24 protein-coding genes are annotated in these 22,526 nt (G+C 70.6%); 9 read left to right on the top strand and 15 right to left on the bottom strand.

Annotated elements, in window-relative coordinates:
• The first annotated feature begins 10 nt into the window (after positions 1 to 10).
• Complete coding sequence (gene pyk, locus ACIQM3_RS05660; protein ID WP_401619151.1) at positions 11 to 1,438, top strand: pyruvate kinase; 1,428 nt, start codon at positions 11 to 13, stop codon at positions 1,436 to 1,438.
• Between the two features lie 93 nt (positions 1,439 to 1,531).
• Here the strand turns inward: pyk and ACIQM3_RS05655 are convergent, their stop codons facing one another.
• The 4 genes from ACIQM3_RS05655 to ACIQM3_RS05640 form a co-directional block, all read right to left on the bottom strand.
• Positions 1,532 to 2,830, bottom strand: coding sequence for a hypothetical protein (locus ACIQM3_RS05655; RefSeq protein ID WP_401620013.1), 1,299 nt, complete (start codon positions 2,828 to 2,830; stop codon positions 1,532 to 1,534).
• Entirely contained in the window at positions 2,820 to 3,386 is a 567-nt protein-coding gene (locus ACIQM3_RS05650; RefSeq protein ID WP_401619148.1) for a DUF6114 domain-containing protein, read from the bottom strand. The genes ACIQM3_RS05655 and ACIQM3_RS05650 overlap by 11 nt, the downstream gene beginning before the upstream one ends.
• A 95-nt stretch (positions 3,387 to 3,481) precedes the next feature.
• Complete coding sequence (locus tag ACIQM3_RS05645) at positions 3,482 to 4,123, bottom strand: DUF6230 family protein (RefSeq protein ID WP_401619145.1); 642 nt, start codon at positions 4,121 to 4,123, stop codon at positions 3,482 to 3,484.
• A 600-nt stretch (positions 4,124 to 4,723) separates the two neighbouring features.
• Positions 4,724 to 5,701 (bottom strand): tetratricopeptide repeat protein, encoded by a 978-nt coding sequence (locus ACIQM3_RS05640; RefSeq protein WP_401619142.1) that lies wholly within the window; start codon positions 5,699 to 5,701, stop codon positions 4,724 to 4,726.
• Positions 5,702 to 6,019: 318 nt separating this feature from the next.
• Here ACIQM3_RS05640 and ACIQM3_RS05635 point away from each other — a divergent pair, with 318 nt between their 5' ends.
• Positions 6,020 to 6,655, top strand: coding sequence for a TetR/AcrR family transcriptional regulator (locus tag ACIQM3_RS05635; protein WP_401619139.1), 636 nt, complete (start codon positions 6,020 to 6,022; stop codon positions 6,653 to 6,655).
• A gap of 7 nt (positions 6,656 to 6,662) precedes the next feature.
• Here ACIQM3_RS05635 and ACIQM3_RS05630 read toward each other — a convergent pair whose 3' ends face one another.
• From ACIQM3_RS05630 to ACIQM3_RS05615, 4 genes are all read right to left on the bottom strand, one after another.
• A complete protein-coding gene (locus tag ACIQM3_RS05630) occupies positions 6,663 to 8,363 on the bottom strand; it encodes a methylmalonyl-CoA mutase (RefSeq protein ID WP_401619137.1) in 1,701 nt (566 codons plus the stop codon).
• Between the two features lie 84 nt (positions 8,364 to 8,447).
• The gene (locus ACIQM3_RS05625; RefSeq protein ID WP_401619134.1) at positions 8,448 to 8,780 is read right to left on the bottom strand and encodes a DUF3817 domain-containing protein; all 333 of its coding nucleotides are present in this window, start codon (positions 8,778 to 8,780) and stop codon (positions 8,448 to 8,450) included.
• Between the two features lie 62 nt (positions 8,781 to 8,842).
• Positions 8,843 to 9,352, bottom strand: coding sequence for a MarR family transcriptional regulator (locus ACIQM3_RS05620; protein ID WP_356711533.1), 510 nt, complete (start codon positions 9,350 to 9,352; stop codon positions 8,843 to 8,845).
• Positions 9,353 to 9,384: 32 nt separating this feature from the next.
• Positions 9,385 to 10,731 carry an MFS transporter gene (locus tag ACIQM3_RS05615; RefSeq protein ID WP_401619132.1) on the bottom strand — a complete coding sequence of 449 codons (1,347 nt, stop codon included), beginning with the start codon at positions 10,729 to 10,731 and terminating at the stop codon, positions 9,385 to 9,387.
• A gap of 71 nt (positions 10,732 to 10,802) precedes the next feature.
• Here ACIQM3_RS05615 and ACIQM3_RS05610 point away from each other — a divergent pair, with 71 nt between their 5' ends.
• The gene (locus tag ACIQM3_RS05610; RefSeq protein ID WP_401619129.1) at positions 10,803 to 11,789 is read left to right on the top strand and encodes a DUF5937 family protein; all 987 of its coding nucleotides are present in this window, start codon (positions 10,803 to 10,805) and stop codon (positions 11,787 to 11,789) included.
• A 26-nt stretch (positions 11,790 to 11,815) separates the two neighbouring features.
• Here ACIQM3_RS05610 and ACIQM3_RS05605 read toward each other — a convergent pair whose 3' ends face one another.
• The 3 genes from ACIQM3_RS05605 to ACIQM3_RS05595 form a co-directional block, all read right to left on the bottom strand.
• Positions 11,816 to 13,204 (bottom strand): glycosyl transferase, encoded by a 1,389-nt coding sequence (locus ACIQM3_RS05605; protein WP_401619126.1) that lies wholly within the window; start codon positions 13,202 to 13,204, stop codon positions 11,816 to 11,818.
• Between the two features lie 172 nt (positions 13,205 to 13,376).
• Complete coding sequence (locus ACIQM3_RS05600; protein WP_401619123.1) at positions 13,377 to 13,670, bottom strand: MTH1187 family thiamine-binding protein; 294 nt, start codon at positions 13,668 to 13,670, stop codon at positions 13,377 to 13,379.
• Positions 13,667 to 14,017, bottom strand: coding sequence for a DUF3817 domain-containing protein (locus ACIQM3_RS05595; protein WP_099174426.1), 351 nt, complete (start codon positions 14,015 to 14,017; stop codon positions 13,667 to 13,669). Before ACIQM3_RS05595 ends, ACIQM3_RS05600 begins: the two co-directional genes overlap by 4 nt.
• Before the next feature lie 214 nt (positions 14,018 to 14,231).
• Here ACIQM3_RS05595 and ACIQM3_RS05590 point away from each other — a divergent pair, with 214 nt between their 5' ends.
• The 4 genes from ACIQM3_RS05590 (at position 14,232) to ACIQM3_RS05575 (ending at position 16,847) form a co-directional block, all read left to right on the top strand.
• A complete protein-coding gene (locus tag ACIQM3_RS05590) occupies positions 14,232 to 14,864 on the top strand; it encodes an AIM24 family protein (RefSeq protein ID WP_401620011.1) in 633 nt (210 codons plus the stop codon).
• On the top strand, positions 14,864 to 15,514 hold the full coding sequence (locus tag ACIQM3_RS05585; RefSeq protein WP_401619120.1) for an AIM24 family protein: 651 nt from the start codon (positions 14,864 to 14,866) through the stop codon (positions 15,512 to 15,514). The genes ACIQM3_RS05590 and ACIQM3_RS05585 overlap by 1 nt, the downstream gene beginning before the upstream one ends.
• Entirely contained in the window at positions 15,511 to 16,275 is a 765-nt protein-coding gene (locus ACIQM3_RS05580; RefSeq protein WP_401619117.1) for an AIM24 family protein, read from the top strand. Before ACIQM3_RS05585 ends, ACIQM3_RS05580 begins: the two co-directional genes overlap by 4 nt.
• 95 nt (positions 16,276 to 16,370) lie before the next feature.
• Positions 16,371 to 16,847: a MarR family winged helix-turn-helix transcriptional regulator gene (locus ACIQM3_RS05575; RefSeq protein ID WP_401619114.1), complete on the top strand. Its 477-nt coding sequence runs from the start codon at positions 16,371 to 16,373 to the stop codon at positions 16,845 to 16,847.
• Positions 16,848 to 16,859: 12 nt separating this feature from the next.
• Here ACIQM3_RS05575 and ACIQM3_RS05570 read toward each other — a convergent pair whose 3' ends face one another.
• Both ACIQM3_RS05570 and ACIQM3_RS05565 read right to left on the bottom strand, forming a co-directional pair.
• A complete protein-coding gene (locus tag ACIQM3_RS05570; RefSeq protein ID WP_401619111.1) occupies positions 16,860 to 18,311 on the bottom strand; it encodes an ATP-binding protein in 1,452 nt (483 codons plus the stop codon).
• Complete coding sequence (locus tag ACIQM3_RS05565) at positions 18,308 to 18,967, bottom strand: response regulator transcription factor (protein WP_401619108.1); 660 nt, start codon at positions 18,965 to 18,967, stop codon at positions 18,308 to 18,310. Before ACIQM3_RS05565 ends, ACIQM3_RS05570 begins: the two co-directional genes overlap by 4 nt.
• A 124-nt stretch (positions 18,968 to 19,091) precedes the next feature.
• Between ACIQM3_RS05565 and ACIQM3_RS05560 the strand changes: the two genes are divergently transcribed.
• On the top strand, positions 19,092 to 19,712 hold the full coding sequence (locus ACIQM3_RS05560; protein WP_401619105.1) for a PepSY domain-containing protein: 621 nt from the start codon (positions 19,092 to 19,094) through the stop codon (positions 19,710 to 19,712).
• A gap of 55 nt (positions 19,713 to 19,767) precedes the next feature.
• Here the strand turns inward: ACIQM3_RS05560 and meaB are convergent, their stop codons facing one another.
• Positions 19,768 to 20,730: a methylmalonyl Co-A mutase-associated GTPase MeaB gene (gene meaB / locus ACIQM3_RS05555; RefSeq protein ID WP_362936533.1), complete on the bottom strand. Its 963-nt coding sequence runs from the start codon at positions 20,728 to 20,730 to the stop codon at positions 19,768 to 19,770.
• 28 nt (positions 20,731 to 20,758) lie between these two features.
• Positions 20,759 to 21,961, bottom strand: a complete 1,203-nt coding sequence (locus ACIQM3_RS05550; RefSeq protein ID WP_401619101.1) for an acetyl-CoA C-acetyltransferase — start codon at positions 21,959 to 21,961, stop codon at positions 20,759 to 20,761.
• A 135-nt stretch (positions 21,962 to 22,096) separates the two neighbouring features.
• Between ACIQM3_RS05550 and mce the strand changes: the two genes are divergently transcribed.
• Positions 22,097 to 22,525, top strand: coding sequence for a methylmalonyl-CoA epimerase (gene mce, locus ACIQM3_RS05545; protein WP_401619099.1), 429 nt, complete (start codon positions 22,097 to 22,099; stop codon positions 22,523 to 22,525).
• Position 22,526 lies beyond the last annotated feature (1 nt).

Here is a 22,526-nt window from a genome sequence, read left to right as displayed (position 1 = left end):
GATCCGCCTCATGCGCCGTTCCAAAATCGTCTGCACCCTCGGTCCCGCCGTCGACTCCCATGAGCAGCTCGTCGCTCTGATCGAGGCCGGCATGAGCGTGGCCCGTTTCAACTTCAGTCACGGATCCCACGAGGAGCACCAAGGCCGTTACGACCGCGTCCGCAAGGCCGCCGCCGAGTCCGGCCGTGCGGTCGGCGTGCTCGCCGACCTCCAGGGCCCCAAGATCCGCCTCGGGAAGTTCGCCGAGGGTCCTGTCGAGCTGGTCCGCGGGGACGAGTTCGTCATCACCTCGGAGGACGTCGCCGGCGACAAGTCCATCTGCGGCACCACCTACAAGGGGCTGCCCGGCGACGTCACCAAGGGTGACCCGATCCTGATCAACGACGGCAACGTCGAGCTGAAGGTGGTCTCGGTCGACGGCCCCCGGGTCACCACCATCGTCATCGAGGGCGGTGTCATCTCGGACCACAAGGGGATCAACCTCCCCGGTGCGGCGGTCAACGTCCCCGCGCTGTCCGAGAAGGACGTCGAGGACCTGCGGTTCGCCCTGCGGATGGGCTGCGACATGGTCGCGCTGTCCTTCGTCCGGGACGCCGAGGACGTCAAGGACGTGCACAAGGTGATGGACGAGGAGGGCCGTCGGGTCCCCGTCATCGCCAAGGTCGAGAAGCCGCAGGCCGTCGAGCACATGGAGGGCGTCGTCGCCGCCTTCGACGCCGTGATGGTCGCCCGCGGCGACCTCGCCGTCGAGTACCCGCTCGAGAAGGTCCCGATGGTGCAGAAGCGCCTCATCGAGCTGTGCCGCCGCAACGCCAAGCCGGTGATCGTGGCGACCCAGATGATGGAGTCGATGATCACCAACTCGCGGCCGACCCGCGCCGAGGCGTCCGACGTCGCCAACGCGATCCTGGACGGCGCGGACGCGGTCATGCTGTCGGCGGAGTCCTCGGTCGGGGCGTACCCGATCGAGACGGTCAAGACGATGTCGAAGATCGTCGTCGCCGCCGAGGAGGAGCTCCTGTCCAAGGGCCTCCAGCCGCTGGTGCCGGGCAAGAAGCCCCGTACCCAGGGCGGTTCCGTGGCGCGCGCGGCCTGCGAGATCGCGGACTTCCTGGACGGCAAGGCGCTGGTGGCCTTCACCAAGTCCGGTGACACCGCCCGCCGTCTCTCCCGCTACCGCACGGCGCAGCCGATCCTCGCCTTCACCACGGAGGAGTCGACCCGCAACCAGCTCGCGCTGAGCTGGGGTGTCGAGTCCTACGTAGTCCCGCACGTGGACAACACGGACGCCATGGTCGACCTGGTGGACGCGGAGCTGCTGAAGCTGAACCGCTACAGCGACGGCGACACGATGGTCATCACGGCCGGCTCGCCTCCCGGCGTCCCCGGCACCACCAACATGGTCCGGGTCCACCACCTGAGCGGCGAGCACGCCTGACGCGCCGTACGCCACCGACGACCGTGGCCCGCACCCCCGTGAGAACGGGGGTGTGGGCCACGGTCGTTGTGCGGCTCCCGGAAGGGTCCCTGACTAGCTGTTGCCGCCGGTGAAGTAGTTCTGCAGTCCGGGGACCTTGAGCGAGCCGCCGAACTGGCCGGCCTGGGTCACCGTGGCGTTGGTGAAGAAGGCGAAGGGCACGTTCAGCGGCGGCGGGGTCTCCGGGCTGAAGGTGACGGGGATGAGGCCGAAGAGGTTGCCCTTCAGGCTCTCGGTGTACATCGTCACCTGGCCGTTGCGGATGGTGGAGGTGGACCCCTCCTCCGCCTTGACGTGGCCGGTGGTGCCGCCCGGACCCTTCGTCAGCTGGTGCAGGTCCTTGATGTCGATGGTGTCGGCGGTGAACTTCAGGACCTTCTTGACGCTGCCGTTGTACGTCTTCACCTCGACGATGCCCGCGTAGTCGAGCCCGGTGAGCGTGAGCTTCGAGGTCTCCAGCGTCCACGGGTCGTCCGGGAGCAGCGGGAGGCCCTGCTCCAGGTCGGCCGCGGCGAGCGCCTCGGGATCGGCGGTCGGGCAGGGGAAGCGCTCCTTGGCGCCGTCCGGGATGTCCTCGTCCTTCACCGGATCGAGGCCCTTGACGTCGTCGTCGAGCTCCTCGACGTCCTCGCCCGCCTTCTCCGCCGCGTCACGGATGGCGTCGGTGGTCTTGTCGACCGTGCCCTTCACCGCGTCCGTGGCCTTCTCGACGGGCTTCGTGGTGGCGCTCTCCGTCGGCTTCGGGGCCTCTGTGGTGGCGCTGGGGGACGGCTCGGCCGTCTCCTTGTCCGGTCCGTCGAAGAGGTCCTTGAGCGCGTCGCCGACACCCAGCGGGTCGAGGGGGTTCTTCGACTGCGTGGGCGTGGGGGTGGCCGAGGTGGCGGCCTTGTCCGCGGAGGCCTCCGTGGACTTCTCGTCCTCGGACGCACCCGCACTCGCGGAGGGGGTCGGCGTCGCGGTCGCGTCGTCCTTGCCGGCGTCGTCCTTGCCCGCGTCATCCTTGCCCGCGTCGTCCTTGCCCGCGTCGTCCTTCCCGGCGTCGTCGGACGGCGAGGCGCTCGGGGTCGGCTCCGTCTCCGGTTTCTCCGACTCGGACGGCTCGTCGGAGCGGGTGACGCAGGGTCCGGGTGCGAAGGGTATGTCCGAGCTGTCGTCGGCCATGGCCAGCTTGGGGGTGAGCCCCATGCCCACGAAGACGGCCGTCGGCATCGCGGCGAGCGCGAACGCCTTCTTGCCTGCGGGCATGTGCAGCTTCGTCAGGAGTGACTTCCTGGGCGCCGCGTGGCGGGGCCCGCTCCGCTCCGGAAGGTCCTCCGGACCGAAGTCGTTCATCTGCCTGTCGTCACCCCGCACGATGCCTCCCACCGTCGGCCTCCGCCGCCGCCTTGAACAGCATCGGCCTCCGCGGAGCCTCAGCCGTGCCGTGCGGCTCCTGGCGGTACTCAGGCGCCTCGGGGGCGTCGCCCCTGGACATCTGCGCCTCCGAGCCCTCGGAGGCCGGGACACCCTTCGCCTCGGCCGGCGCCCAGGCGATCGAGAGCGCTCCGCCAAGAAGGGAGAACAGGAAGCCGATGATGAAGCCGCCTATGTTGGCGACCGGTATGGAGATCAGCGCGAGCAGGATCGCGGCGACGCCTGCGAACACCCGCACGATGTGGTGGAACCACATCGTGAAACCCAGCGTGATCAGCAGGATTCCGATGATCAGCGACCCCGCACCCGCAGTGGTGGACATCGCGATCGTCATGTTGCCGAGGTGCATGTTGGCGTACGGGAAGTACGCGATGGGTAGACCACCCAGGATGGTGAACAGACCCGCCCAGAACGGCCGGTTACCCCGCCAGGTGCGGAATCCCCGCCGGTAGACGGTGAGGTAGTGCTCGTTCTGCCCTGTGGACTCGGGGCTCATGGAAAACAGCTCCCTGGAACCGGTACTGCTGTGAGAAGAGAAGGGGTGGGCAGCCGGAGGTCCTCACGGAACACTCCGGCCGCCCCGGGCGAGTGCTAGAAGCACTCCTTGACGCCCTTGTGCAGCTTCAGGCTCAGGTTGCTGAGCTTGAAGGTGCCGGCGGTGGTTGCCCACGCCGTCTGCTCCACGTTGGACAGCGTGGCCTTCTCGGCTCGCTGCGAGAAGCCGTTCGGGTTGACAGCCTTCTCTGTGCCGGACTGGATACCCGGCTTGCCCACCGAACCGGCGGCGACGCCGATGTCGATGTTCTCGAAGTACGCGTCCGCGTCGAGCTGTGCGACGTCGAGGTACAGGTTGGTCGCCTCGACGGGGTTCTTCGGGTCGGTACCCGCGTTCAGCTGCAGGCTGACGCTGCCGAGACCGAACGGAAGATCAGGCGTGACCACCGACTGGCACATGTTGGTGATCGTGGCCTTGCTGAAGCCCGACACGGCCACCGGGTGCGCCGCGTCGTTGCCCTTCATGTCCTTGCCGACAGCGACGCTGCCGTACTGGACGAAGTTCTCACCGACGAGCTTGTCGGTGCTGACCTTGAAGCTCTGGCCGGAGACGCTGAACGACGCGGCAAGCGCACCCTGCGCCAGGCCGACGCCGACCGCTGCGGTCGCGACGACGCTCGGCACCATGACCAGAGCGAAACGCTTCCATCTGGTACCACCGCGAACCTGCGAACTCATAAATTTCCTCCTTCTCGGACGTACATCTCCGGTACGGGCATGGTGCCCGCCCTGGGATGGGAGAAGTGCTACGTCCTCGGGAAGGAGAGCGCCCGGACCGGAGGCGCGTACCGCATCCGAATCACCGGCGATCACCCCCGAGCGACAACCACTGGCCGCGCGTCTGCGCAACCGGTTCGGACAGGCCCTGCCCAGGGGCAGGAACCCCCCTGTCCGCGATCGGCGCCACTGCCGCCGACCACCCGGTGGGGACCCAAAAGACCCTCCTGCGCCGACTGGCCGTCGGGCTGGGGGGTATTGGACCGAGCGTGGCCGATCGTGGTGCATTCGCGGCCCGGACACAAGGGGGGTCGTTACTGACTAGTAACGACCCGATAACCAGTACACGACAGGGCGATACCACCCGGCCACACAGGGTGGCACCAGGGTGACGGGCGAACAGCGGGATTACATCCCGAAACCGGACAGACCGCTGGAGGCGGTTTACTGCGAGTAACAGTGCGTACTTTTATCAAGTTTTGGTAAAGCGGGTGTGTCCGTTGTCGTTCACCCGCGAAAACGGCCGTGGTGCCCGAAGGGCTCCACGGCCGTGTTGTCACATCAGAACAAGACGCGCGCCAGCGCTGTCCGCGCGGCGTTGACCCGGGGATCGTCGGGGCCGATGACCTCGAAGAGCTCCAGGAGCCGCACCCGTACGGCGTCGCGGTCGTCGCCGAAATTACGGCGGACCGTCTCGACGAGCCGGCCGAAGGCGTCCTCCACGTGCCCGCCCACGAGGTCCAGGTCCGCGGCGGCCATCTGCGCCGCCGGCCGGTCCGGGTTCTCCGCGGCCTCCTTGCGGACCTGCTGCGGATCCATGCCCGCGACGCGGCCCAGCAGTTCGGCCTGGGCGAGACCCAGCTTCGCCTCGGTGTTGACCGGGTCGTCGGCCAGGACGCTCCTGTACGCCTGGACCGAGCCGTCGAAGTCGTTGGCGTCCAGCGCCTGCGCGGCGGCTTCCAGCTGCGCGTCGTACGGCCCGGCGGGCACCTCTGCGGGCGCGCTCTCCTCGCCACCCGCTCCGGCGTCCGGGTCGACGGCGATCCCGGTCAGACCGAACCGCTCCTCGCCGACCTGGATCAGCTGGTCCAGCGTCTGGCGGATCTGGCTCTCGGGGGCCGCGCCCTGGAAGAGCGGGAGGGCCTGTCCGGCCACCACGGCGAAGACCGCCGGGATGCCCTGGATCCCGAACTGCTGCATCAGCATCTGGTTGGCGTCGACATCCACCTTGGCCAGCACGAAGCGGCCGTTGTACTCGACGGCGAGGCGCTCCAGGAGCGGGCCGAGCTGCTTGCACGGCTCGCACCACTCGGCCCAGAAGTCGATCACGACAGGGACTTCGGTGGAGCGCTGGAGGACGTCGGTCTCGAAACCCGCCTCGTCGACGTCGATCACCAGCGAGGCGGGGGTCACGGCACCGCCGCCCCCCTGCCGGGCGGACTCCGCGCGGGCCTGCTCCGCCTTCGCCTTGGCGTCGCCGGCCGCCTTCACAGCGGCGAGGTCGACGACGCCGCTCATGGACATGTTCCTAGGCTGCATACGTACATCCTCCCCCCTGCGCGCGCTGATCCGGAAAGCGATCCGCGAACCGGTTCCGTCCACAGCCGCGCCGGTGTGCGCGACGGGCGGACGGAAACGGTCCCGGGGCCCTGAAAAACCCCGTGTTCGGCGCCGGGTCCCCACCCGGTGCCTGTGGTTGTCGATCGGTCGTGGCGCCACGACGGACGGACCGTCGCTTTTTACGCTACGGGTCGTAGCGTAACTGGCAGGACCCCCTCCGAGGCAAGAGCGCCCGGTGATCTGTCTCACGGGCTCCCGGGCCGGTCAGTACTACTTACTGGCCGGTATGGTCGCCGCATGCTGAGCCGCAGCCCAACCGGACCCGCGCGTTCCGGACGACCCCGCAGCCCCGAAGCCGATGCCGCGATCCTCGAGGCGACCCGTGCGTCGCTGGTCGACCTCGGCTGGTCGAAGCTGACGATGGGCGATGTGGCGACGCGGGCAGGGGTCGCCAAGACGACTCTCTACCGCCGCTGGGCAGGCAAGAACGAGCTGGTGGTCGACGCGGTCGCCGTCCTCTTCGACGAACTGGAGCTGCCCGACCTCGGCAGCCTCGCGGCCGACGTGGAGGCCGTGGTCCTCCAGTTCGCGGCACTGCTGGAACGGCCGGAGACCAAGACGGCGCTGATGGCGGTGGTCGCCGAGTCGACGCGGGACGAGGCGCTGCGGGACCGTATACGCGATTCGATCGTGACCCGGCAGAAGCACCTCGTCCTCCAGGGCCGGGAGCGTGCGCAGCGGCGCGGCGAACTGCCCGTCGAGCCGGACGCGGTGGTGGCGGCCCGCACCGCCGACCTGATCTTCGACGTGATCGCCGGCGCCGTGGTGCACCGCGCACTGGTGAGCGCCGAGCCCGTCGACACCGACTGGGCCCAGCGCTTCACCCTGCTGCTGCTCTCGGGGCTGGGAGCGGCGGCCACGCGGGAGGACTGACCGCGCGTCAGAAGCCTGGCGGCTCCGTGTAGACGCCCCACTCGTCGCGCAGCACCCCGCAGATCTCGCCGAGGGTCGCCTCGGCCCGTGCGGCCTCCAGCATCGGCGCGATCATGTTCGAGCCGTCGCGTGCGGCGGCCAGCACCGCGTCCAGCGCGCCACGGACCTTCGCCTCCTCGCGGCCCTCCTTGCGCCCGGCGAGCTCGCGCACCTGATCCCGTTCGACCTCGTGGCTGACGCGCAGGATCTCCAGGTCGCCGGTGACGGACCCGTGGTGGACGTTGACGCCGACGACCCGCTTCTCGCCCTTCTCCAGCGACTGCTGGTAACGGAAGGCGGATTCGGCCGTCTCGCCGGTGAACCAGCCGTCCTCGATGCCACGCAGGATTCCGGAGGTCATCGGTCCGATGGGGTGCCGGCCCTCCGGGTGCGCCCGGGTGCCGCGCTCCCTGATCTGCTCGAAGATCTTCTCGGCGTCGGCCTCGATGCGGTCGGTGAGCTGCTCGACGTACCACGACCCGCCCAGTGGGTCGGCGACGTTGGCGACCCCGGTCTCCTCCATGAGCACCTGCTGGGTGCGCAGCGCGATCTCGGCCGCCTGCTCGGAGGGCAGGGCGAGCGTCTCGTCCAGGGCGTTGGTGTGCAGGGAGTTGGTGCCGCCCAGGACGGCGGACAGCGCCTCCACGGCGGTGCGTACGACGTTGTTGTACGGCTGCTGGGCGGTGAGCGAGACACCGGCGGTCTGGGTGTGGAAGCGGAGCCACTGCGCCTTGTCGGTCTTCGCGCCGTACGTCTCCTTCATCCAGCGGGCCCAGATCCGGCGGGCGGCGCGGAACTTGGCGATCTCCTCGAAGAAGTCGAGGTGCGCGTCGAAGAAGAAGGAGAGCCCGGGAGCGAAGGTGTCGACGTCGAGGCCCCGGGAGAGACCGAGCTCCACATAGCCGAAGCCGTCGGCCAGGGTGTACGCGAGCTCCTGTGCGGCCGTGGCCCCGGCCTCGCGGATGTGGTAGCCGGAGACCGACAGCGGCTTGTAGTCGGGGATGTCGCGGGCGCAGTGCTCCATCAGGTCGCCGATGAGGCGCAGATGCGGCTCGGGCTGGAAGAGCCACTCCTTCTGCGCGATGTACTCCTTGAAGATGTCGGTCTGGAGCGTGCCGTTGAGCACGGCCGGGTCGACGCCCTGACGCTCCGCGGCGACCAGGTACATGCAGAAGACGGGGACGGCGGGACCGCTGATCGTCATCGAGGTGGTGACGTCGCCCAGCGGGATGTCCTGGAACAGGACCTCCATGTCGGCGGCGGAGTCGATGGCGACGCCGCAGTGGCCGACCTCGCCGAGCGCACGGGGGTCGTCGGAGTCGCGGCCCATCAGGGTCGGCATGTCGAAGGCGACGCTGAGCCCGCCGCCGCCGTTGGCCAGGATGGACTTGTACCGCTCGTTGGTCTGCTGGGCGTTGCCGAAGCCGGCGAACTGGCGGATGGTCCAGGTGCGGCCCCGGTAGCCGGTGGGGTGGAGTCCCCGGGTGAAGGGGTACTCGCCGGGCCAGCCGATCCGCTCGAAGCCCTCGTACGTGTCGCCGGGGCGCGGCCCGTACACCGGCTCCACCGGGTCACCGGAGAGCGTGGTGAAGTCCGCGTCGCGCTTGCGGGCCTTGTCGTAACGGGCCTGCCAGCGGCGGCGGCCTTCCTCGATCGCATGAGCGTCCATGGAATCAAATTTACTAGGACGTCCTAGTAAATGTCGACGGCAAACCGCCCGGCGCTTCGCGCGGGGCGGTTCGGGTCGTGCGGATCAGGCCTTGACGGCCTGCGGGGAGCTGTCGACGATCAGCGGCTCGACCTCCCGGACCACCTTGCGCTCGACGAAGAACGCGGCGGTCGGGATCGTTCCGGAGATCAGCACCCAGAGCAGCTTGCCGACCGGCCACTTCGCCTTGGAACCGAGGTCGAAGGCGAAGATCAGGTAGATGATGTAGAGGACACCGTGGACCTGCGAGACGACGAGTGTCACGCTCTCACCGGTGTCGAAGCCGTACTTGAAGATCATGGATACGCACAGGATCAACAGCATCACGGCGGTGACGTAGGCCATCACCCGGTAGCGGGTCAGCACACTGCGTTTCATGACATCGAGCGTAACCGGGAGGCCGGGGCGATCTTGCGGCGCCCTGCCCCTCACGAAAGGCCCTACTTGTCCTCGAAGTCCTGGGCGGCGACCCGCAGCGGCCGGAGCATGGCGAAGATCTCGGCGCACTCCTCGTCGTCGTACGCCCCGAGCCCGAAGTCCATCGCCATCAGGTCCTGGCTGGCCGCCTCGACGACCTCGCGGCCCTTGTCCGTGATGGAGGCGAGCGTTCCGCGGCCGTCGTTGGGGTTGGGGCGCTTGTCGACCAGCCCCGAGCGCACCAGCCGGTCGACGGTGTTCGTCACGGAGGTGGGGTGCACCATCAGGCGCTCGCCGATCTTGGACATCGGCAGCTCGCCGGCCTGGGAGAAGGTGAGCAGGACCAGCGCCTCGTAGCGGGCGAACGTCAGCCCGTACGGTTTCACCACCGCGTCCACCTCGGCGAGCAGGATCTGCTGCGCACGCATGATCGACGTGATCGCGCCCATGGAGGGCACCGGCCCCCAGCGCCGGTGCCAGAGTTCCTCGGCGCGGGCGATGGGATCGAAGGGGAGGCTGAGCGGCTTCGGCACGGCAACGACCTTACCCACTGGTCACATGGCGGTCAGCACCGTCTCGCACTTCGGTACCGGACGCCTGTTCTACGCACCTCGACCACCAGCAGGAGTGTGCAGGCGGTACCCACCACCCCCGAGTACGCGACCACCTGGTGCACCGGAAGGAACTCCGCCGCCAGCCCCGCGAGAGCCATGCCGAGCCCCTGGAACGTCATCAGCCCGGCGGTGAGGAGCGTCATCGCCCGCCCCCGCAGATGCTCGGGCACCGCCTCGACGAACCACTGGTCGAGCCCGATGATGTACGCCGCGCCGGCCCCGGCCAGGACGAGGGCGGCCATGGTCAGGGCGGCCCCCGGACGGAACGCGTACACCACGAGGGGCAGCAGCCCCAGTGCGGCGGCCGGCAGCACGATCCGGGAGCGGGAGCGGGGGCCCAGCGCGGTCGCCACGTACAGCTCGGCACCGATGTGGCCGACGGCCATCGCGCACATCAGAAGTCCGACGACGGCCGGGCCGGCACCGATCTCGGCCGCGTACGGAGCGGCGAGCGCCTCCGGGGCGACCACGAAGAAGGCCGGCACCCAGAAGAGCAGGAGCAGCCCCCGGATCCTGCGGTCGCCGAGGACGGCTCGGGCCCCGGCGAGCGACTCCTTGAGCAGCGTGCCGCCGGCGTCCCCTCCCGTGCGGGCGGGCCGGTCCCGGGTGCCGAGGCGCAGCAGCGCCGCCGAGCAGAGGAACGTCACCACGGTGACGGTGATCGCCCCGCGCGGGGACAGCGCGGTGAGCAGCAGCCCGCCCGCCCCGAAGCCGACGAGCACGGCGCTCTGCGAGACCAGGCGCAGCAGTGAGCGGCCGAGGACGTAGAGGTCGCCCTCCCCGAGGATGTCGGTGAGGGCCGCCGTCCGTGTCCCGGTGAAGACGGGCGCGATCGCGGCCACCAGGCAGCGCAGCGCGAGAAGCCCCGCGACGGGCGTACCGGGGAGCACCATCACGGCGACGCAGCCGGCGCAGACCAGGTCGCAGGTGACGAGGACGCGGCGGGCGGGGTACCGGTCGGCGACCCCGGCGAAGAGCGTGCCGCCGACGATGTACGGCAGGAAGCCGAGCGCGAAGGTGAGGGCGGACAGGAGGGGCGAGCCGGTGAGGTCGTAGACCAGCACGGTGAGTGCCAGCTCGCTGACGACCACACCGAGGAGGGAGAACAGATGGGCGGCGAAGACCGCCCGGAACTCCCGTACGGCGAAGACCGCGCGGTAGCCCTTCACTCGGGGTTCTGTCTCCGGGGCGGAGCCCGGGTCGGAGGAGGAGTTCCGCTCCGGAGACAGGGCCGGGGACAGCGCCTCGACGGCGGGCGTTTCGCGGGGTGTACCCGCCGGGGTGGTGTCGTTCGGCATGGACGCAGCGTGGCTCGGAGACTCGGCCCTTCCGTAGACTTTCGGCTCACGCCGAAACTCGAGTGGGCACCATGCCGTTCCATCTGCACTTCGACGAGAGCGATCTGCTCCGCTGCCGCTTCGCGCTCTCCCCGCTCTGGGAGACGCAGGAGGCCGTGCGCCTGCTCCACCGCCCCGCCCGGCACGGCTACCACCTGCCCTGGCTGCGGCGGGTCAGGAAGGACGCCGCCGGGCTGGACCTCTCGCCGCTGTGGCTGCTGATGCCGGAGGGCGGCTACAACCCGGACTTCATCTGTCCGCCGCCGCTCGGGCCGCTCGCCACCTTCGCCGAGGAGATCGCGGCCGTGCGCGCGACAAATCCGGCGACCGCCCACGACGACATGGCGCTCGCGCTCGCCGACATCCCGGGTGGCCTGCGCTCCCCCGCCGGGCAACGGATGCTGGCCGACCCGGCTCGCGCGGTCCAGGAGCTGGCGGACCTGCTGGAGCGGGCGTGGGAGGTGATGATCGAGCCGCACTGGCCCCGGTTGCGCGCCCTGCTGGAGGCGGACGTCGCCTACCACTCGCGCCGCCTCGCCGAGGTCGGTTTCGAGCGGCTGCTCGGCGAGATCAGCCCACGGCTGCGCTGGACGGACTCGACCCTGACGGTGGCCGGCACCAGCGGGAACCACAGCCGGGTCCTGGGCGGGCAGGGGCTCGTCCTGATGCCCAGTGTCTTCGTCTGGCCGGACGTCGTCGGGGGTTACGAGCCGCCCTGGCAGCCCGCGGTGATCTACCCGGCACGCGGCATCGGCGGACTGTGGACGGAGTCCGCCGACCGGACGCCGGACGCGCTCGCCCGGCTGCTGGGAAGGGCCCGAGCCGACGTGCTGTGCGCCCTCGGTGAACCGGCCGGGACGAGCGCGCTGGCGCACCGGCTCTCGCTCGCCCCGTCCTCCGTGTCGGCGCACCTGTCGGCGCTGCGCGCGGCGGGCCTGCTCACCTCGCGGCGCTACGGGCACCAGGTGCTGTACGAGCGCACCCCGCTGGGCATCGCGCTGGCGGCGCAGGAGCCGTGAGCGCGTCGTCCGGGCAGGCCGGCGGGTCAGCTTCCCGCGGCCGGGGTCCCCGCGGCGGTGGCGAGCGCGGGCTCCGTCTCCTGGCCCGGACCGGGGACGCGGGACCGGTGCCGTGCGCCTCCTCCGTACCCGCGCTCCCGCAGCAGCGTGAAGGACCGGGCCGCGAGCGGCGCGAGGGCGATCAGCAGCGCGAGCACCGCCCAGCCACGGGCCGCCGTGTGGACGGTGGCCGCCAGGCAGCTCAGCACGCCGAGCAGACCGGCGGCGGTGGCCACGGGATGGTGGACGAGGAGCAGCGTGTAGCCGATGAGCCGGCCGGGCGGCACCCGGAACAGCGCCTTCCCGTACTGCCGCAACAGCTCCGCCCGGGACCGCTGCGGCCACCGGCCGTGGCGGTCCGCCGGGGAGACGTGCCCCTCGCGGGAGGCCGGCACGTCCGGGGTGTGGACGGAGCGCCAGTACTGCCCGGTCCCAGGGTTCCGGCGCCGGTGGATCTCGAGACCCGTCGTCGTGTCCTCGGTGCCGGAGCCGTGGAAGCCGCCGGCCTGGCGCAGTGCCGCGATGCGTACGACGCTCCCGGGGCCGGCGAGCACGGGTGCGCCGTAACGGTTGCCCGCCCGCTGCACCAGCGCGTGGAAGTCGTGGTCCCCGGCGGGCCACGGGCCGACGACGAACGCGGTGTCCGGGTCACGGAAGTAGCCCGTCGTCCGCTCCAGGAAGCCGGGCAGCGGGACGTGACCGGTGTCCACGGAGGCGAGGAGGTCGTACGCGTCACCGTGCTTGGCGATCCAGGCGTTGCGGTTGCCGTGCTCGGTGCCGGCCTGGTGCGGCCCCTCCTCCTGGTTCCACTCGGGCACGCCGAGGCGGGTGAAGTGGTGCACGCCCAGCTCCGCGCAGAGCATCCTGGCCTCCGGGTCGTCGCCCTCGTCGAGCAGCCAGACGTCCAGCGGCCCGGGGTGCCGCATCCGAGCGGCACCCTCCAGGTTGGCGCGCACCGCGGAGAGGGGCTCCCTGCCCGGTACGTACGTGGCGAGGAAGGCGACCCGGGTGCCGGGTTCGGGCGTCACCGGGACCGGGTCCCTGGCCACCGTCACGGCGTGCACGGCCAGGGCGAGGCCGACCGGTGCGACCACGGCGACCAGGCCGAGGCACACCACGGTCACGGAGTCGGCGAGACCGAGCCACGCCTGGCCGTTCCCGCGCACGGCCCGGTGCGCGGGCAGGACCAGGAAGAGCAGCACGAGCCCTGCGGACACGGGGGCGAGCGTCAGCGGGATGACCACTCGTATTCGGTGCCACCCGGTGCGGAGGAGGCCGCGGTACCGCACCCGGTACCCGGTCGCGAGCTCCGCGAGCGGCCCGGCAGGCAGGCCGCGGCTGCCGCCCCGGTCGTGGTCACGTCTTTCCGACGGCATCGCGCCTCCAACGGTCGGATATGCCGGTGTCCCCACAGAAGGGGAGAACCCACGGGGTGTCGACCCGGCAGGTCCGAGTGAGCGGATTTCTTCGCCCGAACGGAACGAGCCCCCGTCGCCGGAAGGCGTCGGGGGCTCATCGTGCGCGTGGGGCCGGTGCGCGGACGGGGCGTCAGCCCGCCAGGTGCCGCTCCACCGCCTCGACCTTGGAGGTCAGACCGTCGGTGACGCCCGGCCGGATGTCGGCCTTCAGCACGAGGGAGACGCGGCCCGCACGGGCCTCGACGGCGGCCACGGCACGCTTCACGACGTCCATGACCTCGTCCCACTCGCCCTCGATCGAGGTGAACATCGCGTCCGTGCGGTTGGGCAGCCCGGACTCACGGACGACACGGACGGCGTCGGCGACGTACTCACCGACGTCCTCGCCGACCCCCAGGGGGCTGACGGAGAAGGCGACGATCACGCGCTGACCGTCCCCTCGGCGCGGGCGCGGGCGGCGATGACGCCGTCGGCCTCGTACTTCTTGAGCAGCTTCTCGCCGTAGAGCCCGCCGAAGGGCAGCACAGCGAGGAGGAAGAACAGGGCGACACGCTTGAACGGCCACTTGGCCTTGGCCCACACGTCCAGCAGGAACACCAGGTAGATCGTGAAGAGGATGCCGTGCAGCATGCCGAGCGGCATCATCAGGAAGTCGATGTCCGAGACCCGGCTGAGCACCGAGCCGAAGAGGATCAGCGCCGGGAAGGACAGCGCCTCGGGAAGCGAGATGAGGCGCAGCCGGTGCAGGGCGGAAGCGGTCTTGATGTCCACGAGGGCACCTTCGGTGGGTGGGAGGGGCGTGTCGGCTTGTGAAAGCAGGCACAAGCACGTCCATTGTGGCATCGTTCCCGGCCCCTCCAGGCAGGGGGTCCGTGTCCGGGCCCCGTGGCACGTATCCGCGCATATCAGGGTCGTGTCGGGGTCGGGATCGGCCGCCGGGCCCTGTCCGGCCGGGCTCCCCTGCGGCTAACGTCGCACTGTGGCGATGTTCCGACTCCAAGGCAGCAAGACGCTAGCCGTCGACCTGACAGGCGATGCCGTAAAGGCGAAGAACGGCTCGATGGTCGCGTACGACGGCCAGATGGCGTTCAAGAAGATGTCGGGCGGCGGTGAGGGCCTCCGCGGCATGGTGACCCGCCGGCTGACCGGCGAGCAGATGGTCATGATGGAGGTGAGGGGGCAGGGCACCTGCTATTTCGCCGACCGGGCGAGCGAGATCAACCTGGTCTCGCTGCGCGGCGAGACGCTGTACGTCGAGGCGAGCAATCTCCTGGCCACCGACGCCGGGCTGCGCACCGGCACCACCTTCACGGGGCTCCGGGGCGGGACGAGCGGCAACGGCCTGTTCACCACGACCGTCGAGGGCACCGGCCAGGCGGCGATCATGTCGGACGGCTCCGCAGTGGTGCTGCGGGTGACACCCCAGTACCCGCTGAACGTCGACCCCGGCGCCTACATCGCCCACCAGGGCAGGCTCCAGCAGCACTTCCAGTCCGGGGTCAACTTCCGGACACTCATGGGCGAGGGTTCCGGCGAGTCCTTCCAGATCCGCTTCGAGGGCGACGGCCTCGTCTACGTACAGCCCAGTGAGCGGAACACCGTCGGAGGCGATGTCTGATGCCGTTCCGTGAGATCAACTCGAAAGTGGTCGAGGCTGTGGTGGGGCCCGGCCGGACGCTGTACAGCCAACGCGGCGCGATGCTCGCCTACCGGGGCGACGTCTCGTTCACGCCGAACATCCAGGGCGGGCAGGGCGGCCTGGGGTCGATGATCGGCCGGCGGGTGGCGAACGAGGCGACCCCGCTGATGACCGTCGAGGGCAGCGGCACGGTGATGTTCGGCCACGGCGGCCACCACATCCAGGTGATCGACCTCGCCGGCGACACCCTGTACGTGGAGGCGGACCGGCTGCTCGCCTTCGACGGGACGCTCCAGCAGGGCACCATGTTCATGGGCTCGCAGGGCGGTGTGATGGGCATGGTGCGCGGCCAGGTGACCGGGCAGGGCCTGTTCACGACGACGCTCAAGGGGCACGGCGCGGTCGCCGTGATGGCGCACGGCGGGGTGATCGAGCTGCCGATCACGCCGGGGAGGCCGGTCCATGTGGACCCGCAGGCGTACGTCGCCCACCACGGGGACGTGACCAACAAGCTGTCCACCGCGCTCGGCTGGCGCGACATGGTGGGACGCGGTTCCGGTGAGGCGTTCCAGCTGGAGCTCAGCGGCAACGGAGCGGTGTACGTCCAGGCCTCGGAGGAGAAGCTTTGAGCACGCCGGTGATTCTCGATCCGATGACGCTGCCGTCGGACGACAACGTCAACGCGTACACCTTCTGCGTGGAGCTCAAGGGGAGCCAGTGGTTCCTGCAGAAGGGCAAGATGATCGCCTACTACGGGCAGATCGACTTCAACGGCATCGGACACGGGCGCTTCGAGCGGCTGATCCGCACGAGCTTCCACTCCCCGCTGCACGCGAGCGACTGGGTGGTGGCCGAGGGCAGCGGCAAGATGCTGCTCGCCGACCGGGCCTTCGACGTGAACTCCTTCGACCTGGAGGACGGCAACCTGACGATCCGGTCCGGCAATCTGCTGGCCTACCAGCCGACGCTGGCGCTGAAGCAGTCGATCGTTCCGGGCTTCCTGACCCTGATCGGGACGGGGAAGTTCGTCGCCGCGTCCAACGGCCCGGTGGTCTTCATGGAGCCGCCGCTGCGGGTGGATCCGCAGGCGCTGGTGGGGTGGGCGGACTGCCCCTCGCCGTGCCACCACTACGATCACGGCTACATGACGGGCGTGATGGGCGGGCTGCGCTCGCTGACCGGGATCGGCGGCACCTCGGGCGAGGAGCACCAGTTCGAGTTCGTCGGGGCCGGCACGGTGCTGCTCCAGTCGTCCGAGGCCCTGATGCCCGAGCAGGCGACCGGCGTCGTCCCGCACGAGCCGGGCGTGCCGGGCGGCGGCGGTCAACACGGCTCCGCACCTCGCATGCCCGGTCAGCTGGGGGACCTCCAGCGTCGCTTCGGGCTGTGAACGGTAGTCTGCGGAGTGTGACGCCCGGCAGTGCGTGCGAGGAGTCACACTCCCAGACTTCGTCCGGCTTTCAACATCTTAGGTAGAATCCATACATGGAGACCGAGACGGCCACCCGCTGGCTGACCGATGCGGAGCAGTGCGCCTGGCGCACCCACCTGGACGTCAGCAGGCTGCTGACGCATCAGCTGGAGAAGGACCTCCAGCCGTTCGGCCTGACCATGAACGACTACGAGATCCTGGTCAACCTCTCGGAGTCGGAGGACCGGCGTCTGCGGATGAGCGATCTCGCCGCCGCCACCCTGCAGTCCAAGAGCAGGCTCTCGCACCAGATCACCCGCATGGAGAACGCCGGCCTGGTCCGGCGCGAACACTGCGAGTCGGACCGGCGCGGGCTCTTCGCGGTCCTCACCGACCTGGGCGGCGAGACGATGCGGAAGGTCGCGCCGCACCATGTCGAGTCGGTGCGGAAGCACTTCATGGACCTGCTCTCCCCCGAGGAGCTGTCCGCACTGCACGCGGCGCTGACCCCGATCGCCGAGCACCTGCGCGGCCGGCGCGGCAAGCCGTAGCGCGTCCGGCCGTCAGCCGTCGTCAGCCGCTGCCGCCCCGGGCCGCCCGGGCAGCCGCAGGGTGAACCGCGCGCCGCCGCCCACCCCTTCGCCCACCGTGAGGGTGCCTCCGTGCCGGGAGGCCACATCACGGGCGATGGCCAGGCCGAGCCCGGCCCCGCCGTCGTCGCGGCTGCGGGCGTCGTCCAGGCGTACGAAACGCTCGAAGATCCGGTCCCGTTCGGCCTCGGGCACGCCCGCTCCGTCGTCCGTGACCTCGACGAGCACATCGCCCCGGTCCGCCCGCACCGAGACGGCGACCGAACGCTCCGCGTGGCGCTCGGCGTTGTCCAGCAGATTGCCGACGACCCGGGCCAACTGACCGCGTGATCCGCCCACTTCGAGCGGATCGGCGTCCGCCACGGAAACCTCCGGCGCGATCCGGTCCGCCGCACGCTGGGAGACCTCCTCGCGGACCAGCGCGCCCAGGTCGACCGCCGTGCGCCCCGGGCGCTCCCCCGCGTCCAGCCGGGCGAGCAGCAGCAGGTCGGCGGCCAGCACCTGCAGCCGTACGGTGTCGGCGACGGCGCCGGGCACGTCCAGCAGCTCCGGGTGGGCTTCGCCCACCTCCAGCTGGGTGCGGAGCGAGGCGATCGGGCTGCGCAGCTCGTGCGAGGCGTCGGCGACGAAGCGCCGCTGCCGGTCGACCGAGGCCTCCAGCACGGTGAGGGTCTCGTTGGTCGTACGGGCCAGCCGCGCGACCTCGTCCCGGGAGTCCGGCTCGGGCACGCGGCGCCCGAGATCCTCGGACGCGGTGATCGCGGCCAGCTCCCGCCTGATGCCCTCCACCGGGCGCAGGGCCCGGCGGGTGACCAGCCAGGTCACCCCGGCGACGACGAGCAGCATGACGGGCAGTCCGGTCAGCATGGAGTTGCGTACGGTGTTCACCGCCTCCTGCTCGGCCGCGAGCGGGGCGCCCGCGTGGACGGTCAGGGTGATGTCCTCCCCCGTGGTCACCTCGACGGTGGCGAAGCGGTAGTCCGCCGTCTCCCCGTCGACCGTGGCGGTGCCGTTCGTGAAGTCCGGCGGGTCGGAGGAGACCTCGCTGCGGGGCGGGTCGCTCGCGTCGTCATCGTCGTCATCGTCGTCGCCCGGGCTGGGGACCGGCGCCGGGGAGACCGGTACGACCTGTGCCGTGCCCGTCCCCTTGATCGCCTCCAGGTCCTTGGAGACGGCCACCACGCGCCCCGCCTCGTCGGTCACCTGGACGGGGTGGCTGTCCTCGTCGCCCGCCTCCAGGTCCGCGTACGCCCTGCCCGCGGCCAGCTCCGCCGCCACCTCGCGCGCGGTCACCTCGGCCTCCAGGCCCGCCCGGTCCGTCAGGTTGCCACGCAGCACCAGCAGCACGGCCAGCCCCGCGGCGGTCAGCGCGACGGCGACGACGAGGGTGGCGCCCAGGGCGGCCCTGGCCCGTACGGACCTCACAGCGCCTCCAGCCGGTAGCCCGCGCCCCGTACGGTGCGGATCGACGCTGCGCCGAGCTTGCGGCGCAGCGTGCTGATGTAGACCTCGACGATGTTCGGGTCGCCGTCGTAGGCGAAGTCCCAGACGTGCTCCAGGATGTCCGCCTTGCTCACCACCTCGCCCGCCCGCAGCACGAGCTGTTCCAGGACGGCGAACTCCTTCGCGGTGAGGGTGACTTCCTCCTCGCCCCGGTGGACGCGGCGGGCGGCGGTGTCCATCCGCAGCGTGCCGGCGGTCAGCACCGGCGAGGCGGAGCCGCCGCGGCGGCGCAGCAGCGCCCGGATCCGCGCGACGAGCACGACGTACGAGAACGGCTTGGTCAGATAGTCGTCGGCGCCGGTGTCGAGGCCCTCCGCCTCGTCGTACTCCCCGTCCTTCGCGGTCAGCATCAGGATCGGCATCTCGTGCCCCGCGGCGCGCAGGGCGGCGCAGATCCGGTAGCCGTTCATCCCGGGCAGCATGATGTCGAGGACCACGAGGTCGTGGACCCCCTGGCCTGCCAGGTGCAGGCCCTCCAGGCCGTCGTGCACGACGTCGACGGCGAAGCCCTCGGCGGTGAGCCCCCTCGCGAGGGACGTCGCGAGACGCTTCTCGTCCTCCACGATCAACAGGCGCATGGGGACAGCTTCGCAAACCGAACCTGAAGACGCCTTCAGGTGGCTTCAGGCTGCGTTCAGCATCGCCGGGCCAGTGTGGTTCCCGTCGCTCAGAACAGCACACCCCATCGGGGAGGAACCCACCATGAAGCGCAACATCGCCATCGCCACCCTCACCGCGGCCGTACTGGTCGGCGGCGGACTCGCCACGACCGCCGCCTTCGCGGATTCCGACAGCAGTGGCAAGGACGACCGGACGGCCACGGCGGACCGGGCGGCGGACAACACCGGGGAGCAGAGGACCGCACGCACCACCGTCGACGCGGCCACCGGCGCCGCACTGAAGGCCGTCCCCGGCACGGTCACCGAGGCCGAGCTGGACGATGACGACGACAGCGACCGTACGGTCTGGGAGCTCGACGTGTACGGCTCCGACAAGGTCTGGCACGACGTGACCGTGGACGCCGGCACCGGCAAGGTGCTGTCCGACCGCGAGGACGACGAGAACGACGACCGCGACCGGCACGCGCCCCGTGCGGCGGCCGTGTCCCTGGACGCCGCGGTGAAGGCGGCGCTCGGCGCGCAGCCCGGCACGGTGACGTCGGTGGACCTGGACGACGACGATGACGACGGCAAGCGCGATGCGCTGCGCTGGGACGTCGATGTCGCGGGCAAGGACGGCAAGCAGCACGAGCTGCACGTCGATGCCAAGAGCGGCAAGGTCACCGTGGACCAGGACGACGACAACGACGGCGACGACGACTGATCCGTCGCCCGCCTGACGGTGGCTCCCGGGCGGCCCGCACGCCGCCCGGGAACCGTCAGTTCCCGCCGGTGAGTCCCGCGACCAGCTCGTCCGCCGCCGCGTACGGGTCGAGACCTCCGGCCACGATCCGTTCCGCGAGGGCGTCCAGCCGGCGGTCGCCGTGCAGATCGGCGATCCGCTCGCGGAGCGCGGTGACCGCGATCGTCTCGACCTCGCGGGCCGCACGCGCGGTGCGCCGCTCGGCCAGGACGCCGTGCTCCTCCATCCACGCCCGGTGCTTCTCGAGGGCCTCGACCACCTCGTCGAGCCCCTCGCCCCGGGCGGCGACCGTCTTCACGATCGGCGGCCGCCAGTCGCCGGGCCCCCGGGACTCGCCCAGGCCCAGCATGTGGTTGAGCTCGCGGGCGGTGGCGTCCGCACCGTCCCGGTCGGCCTTGTTGACCACGTACACGTCGCCGATCTCCAGGATTCCGGCCTTCGCCGCCTGGATGCCGTCGCCCATGCCCGGGGCGAGGAGGACGACGGAGGTGTCGGCCTGGGAGGCGATCTCCACCTCCGACTGGCCCACCCCCACCGTCTCCACGAGGATCACGTCGCAGCCCGCCGCGTCCAGCACCCGGATCGCCTGCGGCGCCGACCAGGCCAGGCCGCCCAGGTGCCCCCGGGTGGCCATCGAGCGGATGTAGACGCCCGGGTCGGAGGCGTGCTCCGACATCCGGACCCGGTCACCGAGGAGCGCGCCCCCGGAGAACGGCGACGACGGGTCGACGGCCAGGACGCCGACCCGTTTTCCGGCCTTCCGGTAGGCGGAGACCAGCGCCGAGGTCGAGGTGGACTTGCCGACACCCGGCGATCCGGTCAGGCCGACGACGTAGGCGTGGCCCGCCAGCGGCGCCAGGGCGGCCATCACCTCACGCAGCTGCGGCGAGGCACCCTCCACCAGGGAGATGAGCCGGGCCACCGCACGCGGCCTGCCCTCACGTGCCTGCTCGACCAGGGTGGGGACATCCACCTTCACACTCGGCCTCCTCGCTCGCTCGTACGGACTACTTGCCCGGTACGCGGATGATCAACGCGTCGCCCTGACCGCCGCCGCCGCACAGCGCCGCCGCGCCGGTGCCGCCGCCGCGCCGCTTCAGCTCCAGCGCCAGGTGCAGCACCACACGGGCGCCGGACATCCCGATGGGGTGGCCGAGCGCGATCGCGCCGCCGTTGACGTTCACCTTGTCGGAGGTGACGCCGAGGTCCTTCATCGACTGGACCGCGACCGCCGCGAAGGCCTCGTTGATCTCGATGAGGTCGAGGTCCTCCACGCCGATGCCCTCCTTCTTCAGGGCGTGGCGGATGGCGTTGGACGGCTGCGACTGCAGCGAGTTGTCCGGGCCCGCCACATTGCCGTGGGCTCCGATCTCGGCGATCCAGTCCAGGCCCAGCGCCTCGGCCTTGGCCTTGCTCATGACGACGACGGCGGCGGCGCCGTCGGAGATCTGCGAGGAGGTGCCCGCCGTGATCGTGCCGTCCTTGGTGAACGCCGGGCGCAGCTTCCCCAGGGACTCCGCGGTCGTCTCGGGGCGGATGCCCTCGTCCTTGGCGAAGAGGACCGGGTCGCCCTTGCGCTGCGGGATCTCGACGGGCGTGATCTCGGCCTCGAAGATGCCGTTCTTCTGGGCGGCGGCGGCGCGCTGGTGGGACAGGGCCCCGATCTCGTCCTGGTCCGCGCGGGCGAGGCCCAGGCGGGTGTTGTGCTTCTCGGTGGACTCGCCCATCGGGATGTTCTCGTAGGCGTCGGTCAGACCGTCGTACGCCATCGAGTCGAGCATCTCGACCGCGCCGTACTTGTATCCCTCGCGGGACTTCGGCAACAGGTGCGGGGCGTTGGTCATGGACTCCTGGCCGCCGGCCACCACGACGTCGAACTCGCCGGCGCGGATCAGCTGGTCCGCGAGGGCGATCGCGTCGAGCCCCGAGAGGCACACCTTGTTGACGGTGAGCGCGGGGACGTTCAGCGGGATGCCGGCCTTGACGGCCGCCTGACGTGCCGGGATCTGCCCTGCCCCGGCCTGGAGCACCTGGCCCATGATCACGTACTCGACCTGGTCCCCGCCGATGCCGGCCCGGTCCAGCGCCGCCTTGATGGCGAAGCCTCCGAGATCGGCCCCGGAGAAGCTCTTCAGCGAGCCGAGAAGACGGCCCATGGGCGTCCGCGCGCCCGCGACGATCACTGAGGTGGTTCCGGTCGTTCCTGACATGAGGCGCAGCCCCTTGGGATCGGTTGTGAACGAGGGTTTACCTGAATGTACTGAGCGGTACGGCGCCCGTCATCCGGCAGTGGGTGTGATCGCGCGCACGTTGCGTAACCATCCCCGGGGCGCTGCACTGGTTCCATGCTGACGCGAATCGACCACATCGGAATCGCCTGTTTCGACCTCGACAAGACGGTGGAGTTCTACCGCGCGACCTATGGCTTCGAGGTGCACCACTCCGAGATCAACGAGGAGCAGGGTGTCCGGGAGGCCATGCTGAAGATCAACGACACCTCGGACGGCGGCGCTTCGTACCTCCAGCTCCTGGAGCCGACCCGTGAGGACTCCGCCGTCGGCAAGTGGCTGGCGAAGAACGGCGAGGGCGTGCACCACATCGCCTTCGGGACCGCGGACGTGGACGCGGACGCCGCCGACATCCGGGGGAAGGGCGTGCGGGTGCTCTACGACGAGCCCAGGACCGGGTCGATGGGGTCCCGGATCACTTTCCTCCACCCCAAGGACTGCCACGGTGTGCTGACCGAACTGGTCACGTCGGCGACCGAGCACTGAC

This window comes from Streptomyces sp. NPDC091271 (assembly GCF_044757505.1).
Lineage (GTDB): Bacteria > Actinomycetota > Actinomycetes > Streptomycetales > Streptomycetaceae > Streptomyces.
This window is presented reverse-complemented; position numbering and strand designations above follow the sequence as displayed.

Coding starts and splice junctions, on each gene's coding strand:
- pyk (WP_401619151.1), top strand. CDS start 11: ATGCGCCGTTCCAAAATCGTCTGCACCCTCGGTCCCGCCGTCGACTCC.
- ACIQM3_RS05650 (WP_401619148.1), bottom strand. CDS start 3,386: ATGAGCCCCGAGTCCACAGGGCAGAACGAGCACTACCTCACCGTCTAC.
- ACIQM3_RS05645 (WP_401619145.1), bottom strand. CDS start 4,123: ATGAGTTCGCAGGTTCGCGGTGGTACCAGATGGAAGCGTTTCGCTCTG.
- ACIQM3_RS05640 (WP_401619142.1), bottom strand. CDS start 5,701: ATGCAGCCTAGGAACATGTCCATGAGCGGCGTCGTCGACCTCGCCGCT.
- ACIQM3_RS05635 (WP_401619139.1), top strand. CDS start 6,020: ATGCTGAGCCGCAGCCCAACCGGACCCGCGCGTTCCGGACGACCCCGC.
- ACIQM3_RS05630 (WP_401619137.1), bottom strand. CDS start 8,363: ATGGACGCTCATGCGATCGAGGAAGGCCGCCGCCGCTGGCAGGCCCGT.
- ACIQM3_RS05625 (WP_401619134.1), bottom strand. CDS start 8,780: ATGAAACGCAGTGTGCTGACCCGCTACCGGGTGATGGCCTACGTCACC.
- ACIQM3_RS05615 (WP_401619132.1), bottom strand. CDS start 10,731: ATGCCGAACGACACCACCCCGGCGGGTACACCCCGCGAAACGCCCGCC.
- ACIQM3_RS05610 (WP_401619129.1), top strand. CDS start 10,803: ATGCCGTTCCATCTGCACTTCGACGAGAGCGATCTGCTCCGCTGCCGC.
- ACIQM3_RS05605 (WP_401619126.1), bottom strand. CDS start 13,204: ATGCCGTCGGAAAGACGTGACCACGACCGGGGCGGCAGCCGCGGCCTG.
- ACIQM3_RS05590 (WP_401620011.1), top strand. CDS start 14,232: ATGTTCCGACTCCAAGGCAGCAAGACGCTAGCCGTCGACCTGACAGGC.
- ACIQM3_RS05585 (WP_401619120.1), top strand. CDS start 14,864: ATGCCGTTCCGTGAGATCAACTCGAAAGTGGTCGAGGCTGTGGTGGGG.
- ACIQM3_RS05575 (WP_401619114.1), top strand. CDS start 16,371: ATGGAGACCGAGACGGCCACCCGCTGGCTGACCGATGCGGAGCAGTGC.
- ACIQM3_RS05565 (WP_401619108.1), bottom strand. CDS start 18,967: ATGCGCCTGTTGATCGTGGAGGACGAGAAGCGTCTCGCGACGTCCCTC.
- ACIQM3_RS05560 (WP_401619105.1), top strand. CDS start 19,092: ATGAAGCGCAACATCGCCATCGCCACCCTCACCGCGGCCGTACTGGTC.
- ACIQM3_RS05550 (WP_401619101.1), bottom strand. CDS start 21,961: ATGTCAGGAACGACCGGAACCACCTCAGTGATCGTCGCGGGCGCGCGG.
- mce (WP_401619099.1), top strand. CDS start 22,097: ATGCTGACGCGAATCGACCACATCGGAATCGCCTGTTTCGACCTCGAC.